The sequence below is a fragment of the Candidatus Margulisiibacteriota bacterium genome, assembly GCA_003242895.1.
Lineage (GTDB): Bacteria > Margulisbacteria > Riflemargulisbacteria > GWF2-39-127 > GWF2-39-127 > GWF2-39-127.
This window is the reverse complement of record QKMY01000057.1, coordinates 63,099-83,182: the sequence shown is the minus strand read 5'-3', so window position 1 is coordinate 83,182 and position 20,084 is coordinate 63,099. Positions and strand designations below refer to the sequence as shown.

The following is a 20,084-nucleotide window of genomic DNA, read 5'->3' as shown; positions in this document are numbered from 1 at the left end:
AAATATTAAAAAACTAATAGTAACGATTATCGCTTGATATTTACCAGAGTATTAAGCAAGTCATCTGCTGTAGAGATTGTTTTTGCATTCGCTTGAAACCCTCTTTGATAAATAATCATATTGGCAAATTCCGTTGCGATATCTACATTACTCATTTCGAGCGTACCGGTTGACACCTTACCTCTGCCTCCCAAGGTTGCCATACCGATCTGAGGATCTCCCGAGTTATTCGTTTCACCAAAGCTGCTATCAGCCATTTTCTGAAGACCGCTCGGGTTATTAAAGTTGGCTATGGCTATTTGTGCCAGGCTTCTACTGAGACCGTTCGAGAACCTGCCGACTATAATACCCATCTGATCGATCGTGTACGAATCCAGGTTTCCCTTAGTATATCCATCCTGTGAGGTCGAAATGACACTTGAATCAGAAGCAAATTGAGTAATATCGCCAAAATCAAGCTTGATCGTTGCGGACTGAGATCCGTTAATACCACCGATATTAATCTTGTCATTTGTTGTACTGAGCAGTTGGCCATACTGGTTGAAGGTCAACTCTCCGGTCCCGCTCACCTGATTCCCTGTAGCCGACCAGCCCCAGGTATTGGCATTAGTCCTCTCAAAGGTAAGGATCACGTTTCTAGGAGCACCAAGTGAATCATATACCCTGGCTGTTGTAGAGTGTATCTCAGGGGATAAGGTCTTTACAACCGCAACACCTTCAGAAAAACCTTCCTGTCCTGAAGAAACAATGATGCCGTTCATCCCTATTATACCAGAATCACCTGACGAAAATGAAAGATGGGTCGTATCATTACTAAAAGATCCGGAAGAACCTGTACTCGGGATAAATCCCCAGGTTATCGAAGCAGGAATGACAGAAGTCGTGTCAAAATTGACACCTCCGGCATTTGCAGGGGTTTTTGAAAAAAGAAGGTCTGCAATCCCGTAGGTTGCTGCAGAAGCGCTCACGGTATCATTCACCGCAACTGTTTTGGAAACTCCCGCGGTATTCCTTTTAATCGAAAGATTTCCCTGGGCTAGTGTTGCGGTTACACCGGGGATTGTCCTGTTGATGTTTTCTAGAACCGTCTCAACAGTATCAGTACCTGCAACAATAATATCGTTTGAAACACCATCAACAATAACCTTTAAGGTATAAGTCCCATCACCGTTGTCCCCACCTATAGTAGGAGTACTCCCGGAGATACGATTCGATTCCATAATGATCAATTCCGATATCTTTTGGTATTTGTGGGAGATTAACGGTGATTCGCCCGCTAACCCGGTCCTTTCTCCGACTACTTTCTGCGGCGTAATTGCAATAGTGTGAGTTCCAACTGTATCGTAGGTGGTTGCTACCCCGTTTACCTGACCGGTCCAGTTTCCTTCAACGTTTCCCATTCCTGCGGAGTTACCGGCTTGCAACTGGGCTTCTCCTTGAACGTAAGACGAAGCGTTAAGGTTATAGCCATATTTGATCGCATCCGTCTGTTTCGCTTTAATTGTGATACCACTGGGTATAGTAACATCTGAAATATTCTGCGAAGTGTTGATTTCTGTCAATGCATCATTAACATTCCATCCCATAACATGAAGACCGGAAATATGGACTAAATTACCTTGCGCATCTATTGAAAAGTTACCTGCACGCGAATATCTATAATTACCGGAGTCACCTTCACCGAAAATGAAAAACCCATTTCCTTCAACCGCTAGATCTGTGAAGTTGCCTGTGGACTGCAAATTACCTTGCGCCATAGAAACATCGATAGATCCTAATTTAGAACCGAGACCTACTTGCATGCCGTTCGTACCACCCATCCCACCATCTACCGGCGAAGAAGCACCGGTTAATGTCTGGGAAAGCAAATCTTGAAACGTTACCCGTGAGGTCTTAAAACCTATTGTATTAACATTGGCAATATTATTACCAATTACATCCAGCCCGGTTTTGTGATTAACGAGGCCAGAAAGACCAGCAAACATCGATCTTAACATATAAGATCAACCTCCTTCCAAGCGATTCTTTAACTCATTCGGAGCTAAAGACAGCTCTCCTCTACGAGGTCCAAGCTGCTAACTAATAACTGCACTATCAATATTTGTAATAACATTTTCTTTCATTCCTGCAACATCCATTGCTGTAATGACTTTTCGATTCGTAATACTCACAATCATTGCCAGATTATCTACCATTATCAGAGATTCTTTGGCTCCTTTGTCACTCGCCTTGTTAACTGCATTATTTAATCGAGAAAGCTGCTCTGCCGAGACAGTCAGGTTCCTTTTTTGCAGCCTGTCTATCGCATGAGACGAAAATTCCAAGCCCATATCAGCATCTTGAAGTGTCCGGCGCAATGAATTCTCGAATTCACCTCGGGGAACAGCTTGTTTCTGTTTCGGGCCACTAATACCAATCCGCTCTGCGGCTATTCTCTGTGCTGCTGAAATAATTGCGTCCTCTTTCACTGTTTACTTCCACCTTCCTTTCGTTTAACTAATTATTTAGGCTTGATAATTCGACACAGTTACAACATCCTCTACCTCTACAGTCTTGAGATGCGCATTTTTCAATACATCTGAGATCTTTTTTCCATAGTCAGCATATCGAGAATCTATATCTAAAACAAAATTTTCAGCATTAGGCTGAAATTTGGATGTTATCCGGCCATTATTATCAAGATAGCCCTTATTCTTAAGCTCATTCCAGATATCCTCCGACTTAAAAGCCGTATCCCGAACGACATCTGAAAATGCGGCTTCCGGGATCTTCATTGCAAGTGGATTACCTGATTCATCTAACTCATAACCAGTATCCACAGTAGCATAATATTTACCTGCCTGCTTCGCTATCATCACGACTGAACCACTGGTAATGATCGTCTCATGAGTTTCCGAATTTTCAGTCTCAGCTTGTATATACTTGCCAATCATTGAAAACGCCTGAACACCTTCTGTTGCTAAAGCGACATTCTTCATTTGTTCCAATGATGTGAACTGAGACAATTGTGCAATCATCTGTTGATTATCCATCGGAGCGGAAGGGTCCTGGTAGCGTAGCTGCGTTACCAGCAATTGCAGGAAGTCATCTTTCCCCAAAGAGTCTTTCGTTTTTCTCGAATCCTCGGTACTTGTTGTAGCTGAACCAACACTAGTAATATCCATATACTTCTCCTTATACCTTATAGTCTAAAATCCCTTGAAGAGCATATCCGACTTCTGAAAGGACCTCGGCAACATCCTTATCATCATCCTCGAGGACAGAAAAGCGGCGCTTCTTGATAGATCGAGGAAGCTCATTCTGCTTCTGCTGCTGAGTAAACTCCTGACCAGTCCTGACAATTACTGAAAAATCCTTAACTTGTAAACCTGTTTGCTCTTGTAAAGACTGCTTCAATTGGTTCGCTCCTGCCATCACGGCATCTTTCACGCTCTCACTCTCCACGACCATACTTGTAACCAATACTTGCTTTCCTGCCTGCATTTTGTCATCAACCAGTTGGACCTTGATTGTTACTTCACCGAGCATTGGCGGATTCAACTTCATCCTAACTTCATTCTGTGGCGGGTTATAATGCATCTTCACACCGTTGTCGATCTGATCAATAATTGCGTTACGAAATTTACCCGCATCTGAAACAGCAGCAGAAGCTGTAATCCTCGGTTCAAGCTGAGATTGATTCTGTTGCCCCAAAATGTTACCGATAGATACTTTCGTTTCCATCAAGGGCCGCTCCATATCATTATCCCTAAATACTTTCTTCAATATAATTTCTTCTTTGTTCGTCATCCTCTGATTATCCAGGGTTAAAGAATTCACCACCGTAACGTTTTGGATTTTCGTTTTATTTTCAGAAGAAATATCCTTTACCACTTTGATCTCTCGATCTTGGGCATCAGACGCAGCTTTTGCGGGATCCTCTACTCTCTTGGCATCTCCAGGGTACAAAGCCATTTTAAGCCCCTGCAATTCCAATAAAGCAGTATCTTTTGGACGTATCGCAGATTGATCAATACTATTTTCTTTTGAAGCTTTTGCGATGGCATTATGGATCTGGTCGGAAAGAAGAGGAAATTTCTGCAATAAATCGTTAATCTTCTTATTTAATTCGGCATTCGAAGTTTGCTGGCTTTTGTGATTAATTTCATTATTGCTTAGGTTACCGCTATCTTTGATTTGATTGGACGCAAAGCTATTTAGGGCAAGTCCTGGATCAGCAGTTTTCCCGATACCGGCTTTCTCAACTCCACCGCGTAACTTCAATGCACTAATAACGGATTCTATATCATCGAGCATTTCTTTGTTATTGGCGGAAAGAGTATTCTTATTCTTCACGATATTTTCCAGTTCCCTTATCATTAAAGCATTAGGAACTAAATAGTATACGTTTTCTATAAGAACCTGTACCTTTTTGTCCGGATTCTTATCGCCTTGCTCAGTCACTGCCTTTTCTGATTCTTTATCCGTATCGCTCATTGCGGTGAGTCTCTGCTTCTCTCTATTCGGCTCTTTCTCAACTTTTTTGTTGCCATCGAGTTCTCCGGAAGCTACCTCCTCAAGCAATTTCTTGAAATTAGAATTCCATCCCTTTTCTTCCGATGTATCCTGTGTAGAAAAATCGGAGTACGGGAAGGTATTCGTGTCAATAAGTGCAATTTCCATTTTTCACCTCCTTTTCTATCTAATCTGTTATTCTTTCAAGCCTTTTATCGACCGGAAAGTCAATCATAAATTTATTTATTTGCCTTTTTATCTGCAAGCAGCTTTGTGATCGTAGCGGCTCTATCAGCGTCCATTACCGCTAGAATCTTTGCTAGTTTTCTATCCTGCATATTCGATAAAATATCGGCGACTTGTCCGTCTGACATTTTCCCAAAGATATCCAAGGCCTCGCCAGAAGGCATCGCCTCATAAACTCTTACTATCTTTTTCAATAGTTTAGTTCGTGCTGCTTCGTCTTCTTTTGAAAGCTTTTCCGGTAGTTTCGTGACAACAATTTCATTCTTTGTTGCGACTTTCACTTCAGGTTTAACCTCAGGTTGGACAACAGGATTTTGAACCAAACTCTGATAATCTGATTCCTTTACCAGGGTCGTCACTCCTGACGCGATTCTAATATTATTTATCCAGGCAATTGCCTGCTGCAAAGGAGTTGAGTTATTCACCATTGCGTCAGCCTGATTTACCTGGTCAAGAATATCGTTTCCATGGACAATGCTAAGGTTGCCGGAAACAATCTTCGGAATAAGCTTCAGCATATCGGCTTGTTCCTTAATAAAACTCTTAAGTTTTTCAGCTACCTCATCCGCTCTGGCATATTCGTTATTATAAGGACCTTTATTATAAATTCTTATTACCAACTGATCGTTCAGGAAAATCTCGCCCACATTCTTCCCATCATAGAACTGTCGTTTCATAACAACCTGATCTTTTAACGGTTCCTTATTCTGCTCTTCAATCTGCACATAAGGATCGTCTTTTCGGTAGACTCTGGAAAATTTTGGATACACTATTTTGGTATTAAGATTATAGGGAGTAAGTTCAGTCTGCGTACTAAGGTTGTCCAGCTCTGCAGACCTACTGACTACCGACGAAATAAACGGCAGATTTTTTGCAATTTCTTTTGGAACTACGTTTAAAAAGCTCAGTACTGCTAAAAACATATATAAAAATAGCAATATTGCAGCGACGTACCCGCCAATTCGAAATAACCGCGGGTTTTTAATAAAGGCAAATACGACATTTAACTGATGAAGCTTCTGTGATACCTTATTTTCTTCTTCCGCCATACACGTTCCCCTTAGAGCTCAGAGCGATAAGCCCTTCGTAATATTCTCTTTCATAGCAGGTACAATTCGAGGGTATAGAACCCTCGTTTAGTAAATTCGCAGGTATCCGTTGAACTCGTGCGAACCAGATCATCATTATCTTTGAATAAATTATATCAATGGATTAGATATTGCCCAAATCTTTGAGAATTCTTTTGATATACTGTTGAGTTTCTCTATAGGGAGGGATTCCGTTATATTTATCTACGGCTCCTGGTCCGGCATTATAAGCGGCTAAGGCTTTTGTAACATCCTGGTATTTCCGTAAAAGCCCACTTAGATATTTGGTTCCACCTTCAATATTCTGGGAGACATCAAAAGGATCATCCACATCTAGTGAGTCTGCGGTTCCAGGCATGAGCTGCATGAGCCCCTGTGCACCAACAGGAGACTGAGCATTCGGATTAAAATTACTTTCGGCCTTGATAACCGCAGTTATCAATTTAGGGTCGACTTTATACATTTCAGAATATTTGCCAATATTGTCTTCTATCTTTTTTTTCAGATTAACATCAGCTATATTATTTTTTAAAGTTAAAGCAAAATCCGAATGTTGTCCGGTTTTAATATTTGTGTCAATATTAGTTTGAGCTACTCCGAAATTGCGTTCAATTTCGCTTATACGTCTCTGGATACTATCTATCGAGTCAAACATTATATACCTTTCATAACGAATTCATTCTCTCGCGCCGCAGCCATAGTGGCTATTTCGTCGAGAACCTTATTCTCTTCTTTATCTACCATCAATAAATATTCATTTATTTGCTTTTCTTTTAACTCTTCTATTATTCTACGATCTTTACGAGCTTGAATCAATTCTGCCCTTTTCTGATTAACAACATTCGCTGCCTGGTTAACTTTTATCTGGGTTGCAGCTATTTTATTTTGAAGTTTTTTAAAAAAACACTGGTACTGGAGTTCCTGATCAGATGAAATTCTCTGCTGCAAGCGTCTCGCTTTTTGCTGTTGTCTTTCTTCAGACAATTCTGAAGATGCCTGGATTAGAAAATCTTTTTCCGTTTCTAATTTACGAACCGCCTTCGCAAATTGTTCTTTAACAAAATCTTCTTTCCTGATCTTCAAATCTAAAAGCTTCTGTAGTTTAAATTTGAACTTTTTCATAAAGCATTTTTCCTATTCAAATTTAATTTGCAAATATTTTTATCAACTGCCCAACAACATCCTGAAAGGTCACTTTTTCGGTAACTTTTTGCTTAAGAAAACTATTAATACTGTCGATTTTCGTAATTGCATAATCTATTTTGGGATTCGATCCTTTAATATATGCGCCAATATTGATAAGATCTTGTGCCTCGTTATACGTCGACATTATGTCCCTCAGGCCTCCAGCAATCCGCTGCTGCTCATCGCTCGTTACCTCAACCATCAAACGCGAAAGGCTTTCTAAGACATCAATTGCAGGATAGTGGTTCATCGCTGCAATTTTGCGCGAAAGAACAATATGTCCATCTAAAATACTTCTCGAAGCATCAGCAATCGGCTCATTCATATCATCAGCATCAACCAATACCGTATAGAGTCCCGTTATTGTGCCGCAATCAGAAGTACCGGCCCGCTCGAGCAGTTTCGGCAACATCGCAAATACCGAAGGTGTATATCCTTTCGTTGCAGGCGGCTCCCCGATGGTTAGACCTACTTCACGCTGAGCCATACAGAATCTGGTAATCGAATCCATCATGAGCAACACATTCTTACCTTGATCACGAAAATACTCAGCGATTGCAGTCGCCACAAAAGCTCCTTTAATACGAATAAGCGCAGGCTGGTCAGAAGTAGCAACAATAACAACAGACCGCCTTAGTCCGTCTTCTCCCAGATCTTTTTCAATAAAATCACGAACTTCACGTCCTCGTTCGCCAATAAGCGCAATAACATTAACATCAGCTTCGGTATTCCGTGCCATCATACCTAACAGTGTACTTTTACCAACCCCAGAGCCGGCAAAAATACCTATCCTCTGACCCTTACCAATTGTCATAAGTCCGTCGACTGCACGAACACCAACAGCCAGTGGCTGATTAATACGGCGCCTCAAAAGTGGATTCGGAGGTTGCTTTGAGACTTCATAATATGAGCTAGCTTTTACTATCCCTTTTCCGTCAAGCGGGTTTCCCAAACCATCAAGAACTCTTCCGAGTATATGGTTTGAAACTGCCACCTTAAACGGCTTCCCTGTTGCCAACACATTACTTCCAGGTGCAACACCTTTCATGTCGCCCAGAGGCATCAATAGTACTTTGTTTTCTTTAAAACCTACAACTTCTGCACGGATTTTTTCTTTGTTGTTATTTTCTATGAAACATATCTCACCAACCGATACACCAGGGCCATCCGACCCTATAAGGAGTCCTACAATATAATTGACTTTCCCCATCGCAGTTATAGTGTCAATTGACTTTATTTTTTCTATATATTTGGGTATATTTATTGTGTAGTCCATGATTGTCGTAACTCTTATTATTAGATAGTAGGCAGCGGTTTGCACTTACCGTTAATGTACTTCACTCATTCAAAAAAACATCCTTAATCTTATGAAACTGTTCCTCAATGTCGCCATTAATATCACCGACTGAAGTTTCTATGATACAGCCGCCTTCAAAAACCTGATCGGATTCTTCAATATCGATCATTTTTAATCCCCGCACTTTTCTTTGGAAATATTCTTTTTTCTCTTCTACCATATCAAAATCATTGTGGTTTACTTTTATTATAATGTGATTTCTTTCTCTGGTTTTTGCCAAACATTTTGTTATAATTTCCAAAACAATAGCTTTGTTCGCTTTTACCTCATACCCTACTATCTTTTTGGCAATCTCAAAAATTATTTCTAATACATGATTCTCAATTGATTGAAAAATTTCGACAAGATTCTTATCGATCATCTGTTTAATATTTTGTATTGCAGTTATTCCCGCAGAAAACTCATCCTCTATTTCATTTCGAGCTTGCCCTAATCCTTGTTTATAGCCTTCTTCTCGAGCAGACTCCTTGATCAGGACCGCCTCTCTTTTCGCGGTTTCGACAATAGCATTAGCTACTGCCTGAGCATCTTCTTTTATCCGAGTTGCTTCTTCTTTTCCTTGTTCAATAATATTAGATCGATCTTGTTCGAGAGCTTCATACTCCACTTGAGAATGAAACGTCTCCATTGCTAAGCTTGATATTGAAAAACTATCTCCAGTACTTTTTTTAATGATATTAGACAAATTTTTCTTCATCCCCTTCTCGCGAGATAACAATTTCTTCGGCTTCGTCAAGGCTCCTGATAATATTTACGATCCTTTGCTGAGCCTCTTCTACCTGCTTTAATCGAACCGGACCAAGATATTCCATCTCTTCTTTCAAGTTCTCAGCAGCCCTCTCAGACATGTTTTTGAATATTTTTGCCTTGAGCTCATCGGAACAGGTTTTCAGCGCTAAACTAAGATCCTTATTCTCAACGTCTTTCAGTACCCTTTGCATCGATCGATCATCAAGTAAAAGAATATCCTCAAATACAAACATCATTTTTCTAACTTCCTCAGCCAACTCAGGATCTTGACGACCTAACGAGTCGAGGATTGTACGTTCTGTCGTTCTATTAACTTTATTCAAAACATCCACCAATGTCCGAACACCGCCGGTTTGTGAAAAGTCCTGGCCAATTACCATTGAGAGTTTCATCTCCAGTACTTTTTCTATTTGACTCACGACATCCGGAGACGTCTGATCCATCTGAGCAATTCTTTTCGCCACATCAGATTGCATATCTTCAGGCAAAGAAGATAATATTTGCGCTGCCAGCTCCGAAGGCAAATAAGCCAGTATCAAAGCTATTGTTTGTGGTTGTTCCCCTTGAATAAAGTTAAGAACCTGGGTTGGATCAGCTTTTTTAATAAATTCAAAAGGATTAGTCTGCAAAGAAGTGGAGAGATTATCAATAATTGCTTTTGCTCTATCCGGACCAAGTGCTTTTTCGAGGACTTCCATGGCATAATGAACCCCCCCCTTAGCAATATATTCCTGAGCTTTCGTTAAATGATAAAATTCTTCTACTATTTTATATTGCTGGTCAGGCGGAATCTTCCCAAGATTGGCAATTTCTAAGGTAAGCGCTTCAATCTCGGACTCCGTAAGCTGCTTAAAAACAGTTGAAGAAACATCTTTCCCAAGAGCAATTAATAGAATAGCCGCCTTTTTTGCCCCTTTAGCATCACCCATAATTAGTTTACCTTCTTATTTTCTATTTCATTACCCAATAACAAACCCTCAAGGCGCAACAAGGCACACCCTTAATTCACTGTTATCGAACTATAACAACTAGTCTTCAGCTAACCAGCTTCTTAGCAATTTAATGAAACCTTCAGAGTCTTTCTTCGCTAATCTCTCAATCTGCTTTTGCATCGCAACTTTCTTTTGGGCTTCGGCAGTAGGCATCGACATTCTCTCCAGGCGTTCAAGTTCCATCTCAATTTCTTTTTCGCGCTCTTCTAATTCTTTATCAAGATCAGCTGATTCTTGAGTCTGTGGAGCTGGAGATTTCGGAAGCCTTCGTAAGGCATTAAAAAGGAAGAGTACAAACACGAGAATGACAACCCCAATTCCAACTGCTTTGGCAACAGACATAACCATATTCATCAATTCGGCTTTTTCAAGCTCTTTCTTATCTTGAATCATAGCAGATTTATCAAAAGCGATATTTTTTATTACCAAAGAATCGCCCCTCGCCTCATTAATGCCAATTGCAGCTTTAACTATTTGGGAAATAGCTCCCGTTTGCTCATCATTCACTTGACGATCCAACATAACAGCAACCGAAAGCCGTTTTACCGAGCCCGGAGCTTTTACTTCATGCTTAATTCTCTTCGTAACTTCATAATTTTTAACTTCTTCCAAACGGGAATACTTTGAGGAATTGCCGCTTTGTCCAGCATTTTTAAGGCCTGGAATATTTGAATCCGTTCCTGCCATTCCACCGCCGGATTGAGCGCCTTCACCAGAATAACTTTCTTCAGTCGTCTTCTCTGAGCGTGGGATTTTTTCTTCAGACGGTTCGTAGATCTCAGACTCAGTCTTTTCCTGGTTAAAATCCAATTCGGCACTTACCCTCACAACTGATTTATTCTGACCGATTACGGTAACCAGCATGGATTGTATTCTTTTCTCAAGTACTCGTTCAAAAGTATTTTGCGCTTCCATCTGGTTTGATGAAAACCCACCTTCTCCATACGTCGATTCTTCTTTGCTATAGAGCAAATTACCATTGGTGTCAATAACCGTAATATTCTCCGGTTTCAACCCTTTAATGGCGCTAGCAACAAGATGGACAATGCCTTTAATCTGCTTAGGATTAAGTTCGCCGCCACCAATAAGGTCGAGAACGATTGAAGCTGTCGTTTCCTGCTTTTCATCGGAAAAAATCTGTTCATCAGGAATAGCGATATGAACTCGCGCCTGCTTAATCTGAGAAATCTTGGTTATCGTTCTTTCAAGTTCTGTCTGCAATGCTCTCTGGTAGTTGAGTTTTTGCGTAAAATCAGTTGCTCCCAGTTTAAAATTATCGAATACCTCAAACCCAACGCCACTACCTTTTGGTAATCCTTGAGAGGCCATCTGGATACGTAGTTCGTACACGTTTTTCTTCGGGACCAAGATCGTGTTCCCACCGGCATCAAGCTTATAAGGTATTTTAGCTTCGCCCAGTTTAGAAATAATCTGGCCGGCATCCTGGCTATCCAAGTTAGAAAATAGGGTTTCGTAATCGGGTTTTGTACCCCACATACCAATAAAGAAAAGCGACAAAAAGATAACAATAGTTAAAAGCATTATTGTTATCTTTTGTGTCGTCTCTAAAGACTGCCAAAGTTTCTTGAATTGATTAAGTGCGTCTAATATCAACTTCTGCATTTATATTATATTCACACCTTAAATAGTATCGTTAGCATACCCGTTGAACTTCCGGGACGGAACAAAAGATTTATTATAGTTCTTTTTTGTTATTTTAGCTTTATTTTTTAATAACAACAAGGAGGTAATGCAAAAGGCACCAGATTATCTACCGATATCCAATGCTTTGAGTTCCATATTCTTGGCTAGATTAAACATGGTTATGTTAGCCTCGTAAGCCCTTGAGGCTGAAAGCATGTCTACCATTTCATTAACCACGCTGACATTAGGATATTTTACATACCCATTTTTATCCGCATTCGGATGGTTTGGGTCAAATACCATTTTAGGGGGATTTTTATCACTTACTACCTGAGAAACTTTAACACCGCCACCAACTTTGTTTGAAAAAACCGTGGCAAATTGAGACCCCTGAACAGCCTCCAACATAACGCTTTTCCTTTTATATGGTCCGCCGTCCTCAGAGTTTGTTGTCTCACTATTAGCTATGTTATCGGCAATAACATTCATACGCATTTGTTCAGCGCTCATACCAGAACTACTTATATCTGCGATATCGAAAAAACCCACGGAATTCCCCTTTTTTTTTAACGATTATGAGATTCCGAATAAACTATCGGCCTCGAATAACATCCTTCATCAATCTAAACCGTCTAGCGGCGATTTGGGTAAGTGCCTGATAATAAATGGCATTTTTGGCTGATTCTGAGGTTTCTTTATTAATATCTACGTTATTAAGATCATTTCGAAAAGCAGTATCATTAGGCTGACTAACAAACATTGCCGTCTTATTATTTCCATTGTCTCCGAGAGAAAAATGATTTTGGTGCGTACTAAAAATACCAGCAAAATTATTATCATTTGATCCGGTGTTTTTCATCATTTTACTGAAAGCAACGTCTGATCTTCTGAAACGAGGAGTATTAATGTTAGCTATATTGTTTGCAAGAACCTGCTGGCGTAATGTCGAATAATCAAGGCCGCGTTCTATTGAACTATAAAAACCATCGTTAACAATATTATCCATAATATGGGCTCTTTATTTATGACTCTAGACTAGTGTACTACCAATTATTATATCAATCGTGAAAATTGGTGTCAATTAAGTTAATCCCAGCAATTCTCTAACTTTCGGTTTGACTCGATACATTTTTTGTATTATAAAAGAACTATGATACTAAAAAATTATTATACCCTCAAAGATACAAGAGAAATAACCGGGTGCACCCATCGCCAGCTACAATACTGGGAAAAAAAAGGATATATTTCGCCAAAACTCGGATCACGAAATGTCAGATATTATAGAAAAGAGGATATTGAAAGCATTAAGCAACTTATTGAAGCCAAAAACAGCGGAAAAACACTTGGCGAAGCATGGGGAGAAAACAAATTAAGTATCACGGTTAAAAACCCTTTAATCTTTTCTCTTGACCATCAGACACTCAATAAAATAAATCAACTGACAACTGAATGGATGGCTGCGAACAATCTACTTATTGAACAGTTACTCGGAACGTCTGAACTTGAAAAAAACACTCCGGGATATCCATTTTCTTTGTATAAAAGTGAGCACATCGAAACCTTAAAACAAAATATAGAAACCATAAAAAAAACTATAAAAAAAAGAGAAAAGATTGATGATTGTCTAAAACTATTTCTAAAAGACATTCAACCCGGAAAAAAAATTGAGCTTACACCGGAAGAAAGCAATATCAATACACTGGATGCGCTCATACTCTACTGGGCAAAAGCAAAAAAAGGCAGTTACAACAAAAATGAACTTTTACAGATTAGAGAATCTTTTTCCGATCGACTACGGCGTGGAGAAGCCTTTTGCGATATCATTATGGCAATAAAAATGATTGAAGCAGTTAGCTAAATCATGGCATCAAAAACTTTTGAACTCATAGGAGAACTTTTATACGCCCCGAAATGCTTTTCTAAATGTTTCTTTTTTCCAAAAGTACCGACTTCTTTATTGATTTCAGCGAGCTTTTCTATAATTATCTTAATATTTGCATCTTCCATCGACTGAATAGCAGCTACCTTTTCGGCCAGTAATTTTTCTTTTTTATTGACTTCAACTAATACTGATTTATCAGAAACACTCATTCGTTTCTTTATTGTTTGCAACTCAGCTTCAAAAATATTTATCTTGTACATGATGTTCTTCTTTTTTTCCATGATCGGATCGAATTTTTCATAGTTACCGTCAGCAAGAACAGTCTTCTCATAAATAATTATCTTTTGCAGCTCAGTATAGAGGACATCCTCAGCTTCTCTAAGTCTTATAATTTTGTTGGATATGTCATTACTCATGAAAGCCTTTCATTTCAATAAAATTATGCTAAGCCTTTTAATACCTAATTCTATCATATAAACCGGTCCCCAGGCAAAACAAGCGGAAACCGCTATAAAATGGTCTTCGAAATATTGATAAATGCCTGCGCTGTTTTGGTAGAGGTTTAAGGAAAACATCTGGTATAATACAAGCTAAGATACATAAAGATTGATCAATGCCCTAAAACAGACTGATTATTAATCCGTCTATGAATGAATTCATACACCAAGGAGTACCCTATGAATATTCTTGTCACCGGAGGTGCCGGGTTTATAGGCAGATGGATAGTTAAGCAATTACTTGATCAGGGACACTTTGTCTGGGTACTTGATAATCTATCTAACGGGAAAAAAGAAAACATTATCCAGTTCCTTAATCATCAGAATTTCAAAGGATTCGTTCAAGGAGACATTAAGAACATTCCAATTGTACAAGCTCTTTTTAAAAACAAGTTCGATATTTGCTACCATCTTGCCGCCTCAATAAATGTACAAGACAGTATAGATGATCCGAGAAAAACCTTTGATAACGATGCGACAGGGACTTTGAACGTACTGGAGTCCTGCAAAACAACCGGAACAAAAATCGTCTATATGAGTACCTGTATGGTATATGACCGGGCCGATTCACAACTTGGGATAAATGAGCTTTCCCCCCTCAAAGCTGCATCCCCTTATGCAGGAGCCAAACTTGCAGGGGAATATCTCGTGCAGTCTTATTATTACGCATATGGATTACCCGCGGTCATTGTTCGTCCTTTTAACACTTATGGCCCCTATCAAAAAAATTCTGGCGAAGGCGGGGTCGTTGCTATTTTTATAAGCAAAGAGCTAAAAAACGAAGAGCTCTCTATCTATGGAGATGGGTTCCAAACAAGGGATCTCCTGTACGTAGAGGATTGTGCTCGCTTCGTTATCGAATGCGGCCTCGCTAAGAATGCGAACGGACAGGTTATTAATGCCGGAACCGGGATAGACGTCTCGATTAACACCCTGGCAGAAATTATCTGTCCCGATAAAACACGAATAAGACATATCCCGCATATTCATCCACAAAGCGAAATACCCAAGCTTCTATGTGACTATTCTAAGGCAAATAAATTGCTATCCTGGGCGCCTCAAGTCAAACTCGAAGAAGGTATCTCAAGGACACGGACATGGTTAAAAACAGGGAGGAACTAATTTTTTTTACACCACCCTATCTAAAGCATTTCAACATTTTGACGCAATTCCTTTAAAAGACATACGATAAACCATTATAGTAGTTCTATAATTACCGATGTTTGGCTTTACTTTCCTGCCGGGAAAATACTAGTTAACCAAAACAAACGAGGTGCCTAATGACTATAAAAACATTATTTGATCAAAAGAAAATAAGATTCTTTTCCATTTATTTCAAAGAATTTAACCATACCAAACTAACACTCGATCCTTCACTTCTAAAATGTCAAAATGTACAGTTACTAGGCAGGTACATAGAGAACCTCAATCGACGATAGCCAGTCATACATAACTAATTCGTGTTGCTGCTAACCGAACCCTAGCTCATTTTTTTATAAGGAATAATCCGCCTCAAATTATATTACAAGTGATATCTTCAATTTTCTGATATTTATTGTAGTTATCCATGATTTATCATGACAACTGCGTATTGTTTTTTATTTAAAAAGTAGTACACTAATGTTGATTACAGTTATAAAAGGGGATTTTTATGAAAGATAATGATGATGACGATAAGCCAATTTTTGATGAAATACAAAAAGACTTATCTGATCTTTTAAAAAGTAAATATAATATTAATGCTATATTTGGTTTTGAAAACCCTGAGGGTCCGACGAAAGAAAATATTCCGGAAGAGGAAATAGAAGAAAATCCTGAAGAAAAGTTAGAATTTGCTTTTAAACCGAAAGAACTCAAAACCTATATCGATAAGTACGTTATTAAGCAGGACGAGGCAAAAAAAGCTCTGGCAATTGCAATCTGTGACCATTTCAATCACATAGCGCAAGTTCGAAAAGGTGCTGACGAGAAGACATATGTGAAGCAAAACATCATTATGATCGGACCTACAGGCGTAGGAAAAACGTATCTAATTAAAACTGTTGCCGAGTTGATTGGTGTACCATTTGTAAAAGGAGATGCAACTAAGTATTCCGAAACAGGATATGTTGGCGGAGATGTTGAAGATCTGGTACGACAACTCGTCAAAAAATCTAATGGAAATATAGATCTTGCTCAATATGGGATTATTTTCCTTGATGAAATAGATAAAATTGCCAGCGCTCAAGGCGGACCAATGGGTAGAGATGTGGGCGGCAGAGGTGTCCAGTCCAATTTACTAAAGCTCATGGAAGATACTGATGTACCGCTTACAACTCCATGGGATATTCAATCTCAACTACAGAGTGTAATGGGCGGAAAAAAAGCCCCTAAAAAGGATACCATAAACACTAAACATATATTATTCATAGTGAGCGGTGTTTTTGACGGCCTTATCGATATTGTAAAAAAACGCCTCAAAGGAAGTCAGATAGGATTTTTGGGACAGGAAGCCACAGCGCTGTCAGATTTTGATATTCTTTTTAGAACAGGCACTGAGGACCTTATAAAATTCGGAATGGAACCGGAGTTCATAGGCCGGTTACCAATTCGTGTTTTCTGCCAGGACCTGGAACAAAAAGATCTTTTTGATATCTTAAAAAACTCGGAAGGTTCTATTCTCAAGCAATATATTACCTCTTTTTCTGCCTATGGAATTAGCATTTTCCTGGAAGACAGCGCACTTACCGAGATAGCAAAACAGGCGGCTAAAGAAAAAACCGGAGCGCGAAGCCTTGGAACTATTCTAGAAAAAACTTTTCGTGATTTCAAATTTGAGCTTCCTTCAACAGATATTAAATATTTTGTTGCAACCGAAAGCCTTATTAAAAATCCAAAAAGTGAACTCCACCGGATAATAGAGGATCCGGCCTACGCTAGACTACATTTTTATAAATTGAAACTTGATGACTTTATTCAAAAAATCTCACAAAAAGCAGATCTCCATGTTGCCATAACTCCTGAAGCCAGCAGCTATATAATTTCTCAGAGTGCTGACGATGATAAGGATATTGATCAGCTTTGTTACGAATTGTTTCATAATTATGAATATGGATTGAAGCTAATTAAAAAAAACAAACCTGACTCCGAGTTTGAAATAGATATGAATGTTGTAAAAAATCCGGATAAAGTAATGGAAGAAAAGATCAAAGAGTCTTTTAAATAAAAAAGATAGAGTTTCTTGCACTCGCTTTTTATAATATAAAGTGCGCTTAAAAACTTATCAATAGAAGACTAAATACTATATTCTTTTGAGCTATGGAATTTAATCTGAAATAATTTCAAAAATCTTACGATAACTTCATTAAATAAAACAATAAGGGGGGCTTTATTTTATAATGAAAAAAAAAGTAATACAAGTTGACCAGAAAATACCTATTTTAACTGAACTCGATACAAAAACTATAAATAATATACACAACTATATTATTTCCAGTCCATTTTCCTTCTCGGTAAAAAATATTACAGATAAATTTAACATATCTGCATCAAAAGCGGTGCAATACCTTGATTACCTTAGTGGAATAGAAAGAGAATTCGATGTAACTGCAAAAGATTTGAGAGGTATTAGAAAAGTTAAAAGACATGCGACTGTCGATCAATCAGCGCTTTTTGATATTGAAAAAAATGATGAAATCTGGAAAACTTTAATAACACTTGAAGTTATCAATAAAGAAAATAGGACCACAGGAAAATTTTCTTATTCTAATAAAAAATTCTTAGATTCTTTCAACCAAACCTTTGGTAGTAATTCCGAGAAAATACTAAATATTTTAAAAAGATCTTTAGACAACACTTATTTTTATGAAACTCTAGAGTTCAATACCGACGTCAATAGAGATTATGATTTCAGGGCTACTAACGAAGGGGGAAGAGATTATTCTCCTAAAAATACAGCTTATTATATATGGTCATGGATAGATATACTTGAAAATAGATGCTCAACTCTGGGAATAGAAAATAACAAAACAGTATTGATCACACATGATGGCAGAAAGTATGATCAGGAAATTGTAGACGCTGCGATATATGCTGCCAGATTAAGGGGATATGATGTAGTTTTCGGATACGCCGACCAAGGGATCGATAACAAGGGTAACCCTAAAATGCTTCCGTCATGCGTATCTGCATTCTCTCATCAGGTACGTGTAGCAAAGCCGGCGATGAGTGTTTTTTTGACAGCAAGTCATGTATCAAGACCGATAGAAGATATTGTAGTCGGGACAAAAGTATCATTTATCGGAAAATCCGGTTTATTAGAAAGCATGACGACGTATGACATTAAAATCACAACTCCAAAGAACATAAAAAAACTCATGGATAACAATAAACTTAATGAATTAATGCAGCCTCTAGGAAACTATAAATCCTTTGACGTAGGGGAATCACACACTAACATGGCAGTTCTGGGAGTATTATCTGCGCTGGGATATGTTAAGGGTGAGACCATGTATTCCATAGCGCAAAAGCTTAACAATTCTCCGAACATCAACGCCAAAGTACAAGAAGAACTAGGAAAGTTACCGGAACTACCTATGCCATTTCGAGGAATTAAAGCTGCGATTGAAGGCTCAAACACATCCAGCGGTATACTCATGAAAAAAGCATTAGAAATGTTGGGAGCAGATACGACAATACTTAATGCAGAAGTCATACCCATTGAAGGAGAGCATACTGCAGACCCTTCTATCAATGAAAACCTAGAACCGATGATCAAAGTTATGAACGAGACTTTTGCAGAATTTGGGATTGCATTTGACCTTGATGGAGATAGAGGGTCTATTGTTATTCGATCTAAAAATGGGGAATCACAAGTACTTGCACCAGACAAAGTCGGACAGCTTCTCCTTCCATTCTTAATGAAGGAAGGTGGCTACTCAAAAGCCATAGAAGAAGGAAAACCAGTAGCTATTATTACGGATTGTTTATCGACAAAAGCCATTCACGATGAAGCCAAGCGATTAGGGATTGAAACATTTATTACCGATGCCGGATATGTATACCTTAAGGCTAAGGCGAGAGAACTTAGAGATGAAGGATATGTCGTTTTAGGATATTTTGAAGCATCCGGACATACGTGGCTAGACTATACGGGTGAATACGAAAATCCAATCACAGTAGGTTTATTATTTGCCGCTATGGCAGTAAATGAAGCGAAAAAAGCACATTTGTACGACGGAAATTCAATCCAAACCGGTGCCATTTTTGGTATTAGTGAAAAGAAAGAAATTCCATACCACCGCGATGCACCAAGATTTCAACCGGAATTCGGACAAAAGGTAATAGACACTGTTGCAGCTTTACCAGAAAATGATACCGGCTGGAAGTCCAATGCTGATGGCCCTATACCGCAAAAACTTATTGGCCTCGCAAGAAGTGTGAGCATAAAAATTGCTGAAGAAATTTTTAAAGCAGAATCCACCTTTGAGACGCCCATAGGTCGAATAACAGTTGACGAATTCGAAAAAAAATGGGATGACCAGGATAAAATATGGAGATTTGGAAAAATCAATTTTACTATGAATGGAACCCATTTAGGCTCATTTGTAACTCGAGGTTCATCAAATGACCCAACTGCAGTTCAAGTCGCTGAAGTTGCAGGGTTTGATGCAGAAATATTCGATGGCACCAAGATATCAAAAGAAGAAGCAGAGAAGAGATATGCTGTCGTAGTTGGACTAGTGCTTGAAAAACTTGAGCAAGCAGGTGCAGTTAAGTTATCGACGCAAAAACCATCAAAAAATATGGAGATTGTTCTTCCTATTATAGAAAAATATCGCGCTATGCAAACACCGGTTTAATCTTTCATACTTATTTATAACTGAAGGGCTGTCATATTATTCTGACAGCCCTATTTTTTTTTCTAGCTACAAACTAAAAGCAAGATCCAAGAACTACTTATTATAAGCG

Annotated in this window: 18 protein-coding genes; 4 read left to right on the top strand and 14 right to left on the bottom strand. The window is 38.8% G+C overall.

The genetic code is table 11. The features are described from left to right. Positions 1-26: 26 nt before the first annotated feature. The 13 genes from DKM50_10085 to flgB form a co-directional block, all read right to left on the bottom strand. Positions 27-1,997 carry a hypothetical protein gene (locus tag DKM50_10085; GenBank protein PZM78901.1) on the bottom strand — a complete coding sequence of 657 codons (1,971 nt, stop codon included), beginning with the start codon at positions 1,995-1,997 and terminating at the stop codon, positions 27-29. A gap of 78 nt (positions 1,998-2,075) precedes the next feature. Beyond that, the gene (locus DKM50_10080) at positions 2,076-2,330 is read right to left on the bottom strand and encodes a hypothetical protein (GenBank protein PZM78958.1); all 255 of its coding nucleotides are present in this window, start codon (positions 2,328-2,330) and stop codon (positions 2,076-2,078) included. A gap of 174 nt (positions 2,331-2,504) precedes the next feature. Then, the gene (locus DKM50_10075; protein PZM78900.1) at positions 2,505-3,164 is read right to left on the bottom strand and encodes a hypothetical protein; all 660 of its coding nucleotides are present in this window, start codon (positions 3,162-3,164) and stop codon (positions 2,505-2,507) included. A 10-nt stretch (positions 3,165-3,174) separates the two neighbouring features. After that, positions 3,175-4,662, bottom strand: coding sequence for a hypothetical protein (locus tag DKM50_10070; GenBank protein ID PZM78899.1), 1,488 nt, complete (start codon positions 4,660-4,662; stop codon positions 3,175-3,177). A 71-nt stretch (positions 4,663-4,733) separates the two neighbouring features. Continuing rightward, positions 4,734-5,789, bottom strand: coding sequence for a hypothetical protein (locus DKM50_10065; GenBank protein PZM78898.1), 1,056 nt, complete (start codon positions 5,787-5,789; stop codon positions 4,734-4,736). A 163-nt stretch (positions 5,790-5,952) separates the two neighbouring features. Beyond that, the gene (locus DKM50_10060) at positions 5,953-6,483 is read right to left on the bottom strand and encodes a lytic transglycosylase domain-containing protein (protein ID PZM78897.1); all 531 of its coding nucleotides are present in this window, start codon (positions 6,481-6,483) and stop codon (positions 5,953-5,955) included. Continuing rightward, a complete protein-coding gene (gene fliJ, locus DKM50_10055; protein ID PZM78896.1) occupies positions 6,483-6,950 on the bottom strand; it encodes a flagellar export protein FliJ in 468 nt (155 codons plus the stop codon). Before fliJ ends, DKM50_10060 begins: the two co-directional genes overlap by 1 nt. A gap of 22 nt (positions 6,951-6,972) precedes the next feature. After that, positions 6,973-8,289, bottom strand: a complete 1,317-nt coding sequence (locus DKM50_10050) for an EscN/YscN/HrcN family type III secretion system ATPase (GenBank protein ID PZM78895.1) — start codon at positions 8,287-8,289, stop codon at positions 6,973-6,975. Between the two features lie 61 nt (positions 8,290-8,350). After that, complete coding sequence (locus tag DKM50_10045; protein PZM78894.1) at positions 8,351-9,067, bottom strand: hypothetical protein; 717 nt, start codon at positions 9,065-9,067, stop codon at positions 8,351-8,353. After that, positions 9,048-10,049, bottom strand: coding sequence for a flagellar motor switch protein FliG (locus DKM50_10040; protein PZM78893.1), 1,002 nt, complete (start codon positions 10,047-10,049; stop codon positions 9,048-9,050). Before DKM50_10040 ends, DKM50_10045 begins: the two co-directional genes overlap by 20 nt. A gap of 99 nt (positions 10,050-10,148) precedes the next feature. Further along, a complete protein-coding gene (gene fliF, locus DKM50_10035; protein ID PZM78892.1) occupies positions 10,149-11,735 on the bottom strand; it encodes a flagellar M-ring protein FliF in 1,587 nt (528 codons plus the stop codon). A 144-nt stretch (positions 11,736-11,879) separates the two neighbouring features. Continuing rightward, positions 11,880-12,305 carry a flagellar basal body rod protein FlgC gene (flgC, locus tag DKM50_10030; protein ID PZM78891.1) on the bottom strand — a complete coding sequence of 142 codons (426 nt, stop codon included), beginning with the start codon at positions 12,303-12,305 and terminating at the stop codon, positions 11,880-11,882. Between the two features lie 43 nt (positions 12,306-12,348). Then, a complete protein-coding gene (gene flgB / locus DKM50_10025; GenBank protein ID PZM78890.1) occupies positions 12,349-12,762 on the bottom strand; it encodes a flagellar basal body rod protein FlgB in 414 nt (137 codons plus the stop codon). 144 nt (positions 12,763-12,906) lie between these two features. Between flgB and DKM50_10020 the strand changes: the two genes are divergently transcribed. After that, the gene (locus tag DKM50_10020; GenBank protein ID PZM78889.1) at positions 12,907-13,614 is read left to right on the top strand and encodes a hypothetical protein; all 708 of its coding nucleotides are present in this window, start codon (positions 12,907-12,909) and stop codon (positions 13,612-13,614) included. Here DKM50_10020 and DKM50_10015 read toward each other — a convergent pair. After that, positions 13,611-14,054, bottom strand: coding sequence for a hypothetical protein (locus DKM50_10015; GenBank protein PZM78888.1), 444 nt, complete (start codon positions 14,052-14,054; stop codon positions 13,611-13,613). The genes DKM50_10020 and DKM50_10015 overlap by 4 nt on opposite strands. A 261-nt stretch (positions 14,055-14,315) precedes the next feature. Here DKM50_10015 and DKM50_10010 point away from each other — a divergent pair, with 261 nt between their 5' ends. The 3 genes from DKM50_10010 to DKM50_10000 all read left to right on the top strand — a co-directional run bounded on the left by DKM50_10010 (position 14,316) and on the right by DKM50_10000 (position 19,975). Continuing rightward, on the top strand, positions 14,316-15,257 hold the full coding sequence (locus DKM50_10010; protein ID PZM78887.1) for an NAD-dependent dehydratase: 942 nt from the start codon (positions 14,316-14,318) through the stop codon (positions 15,255-15,257). Positions 15,258-15,786: 529 nt separating this feature from the next. Beyond that, positions 15,787-17,340 carry an ATP-dependent protease gene (locus DKM50_10005; protein ID PZM78886.1) on the top strand — a complete coding sequence of 518 codons (1,554 nt, stop codon included), beginning with the start codon at positions 15,787-15,789 and terminating at the stop codon, positions 17,338-17,340. Between the two features lie 172 nt (positions 17,341-17,512). Then, positions 17,513-19,975, top strand: a complete 2,463-nt coding sequence (locus tag DKM50_10000) for a hypothetical protein (protein PZM78885.1) — start codon at positions 17,513-17,515, stop codon at positions 19,973-19,975. Positions 19,976-20,084: the final 109 nt, after the last annotated feature.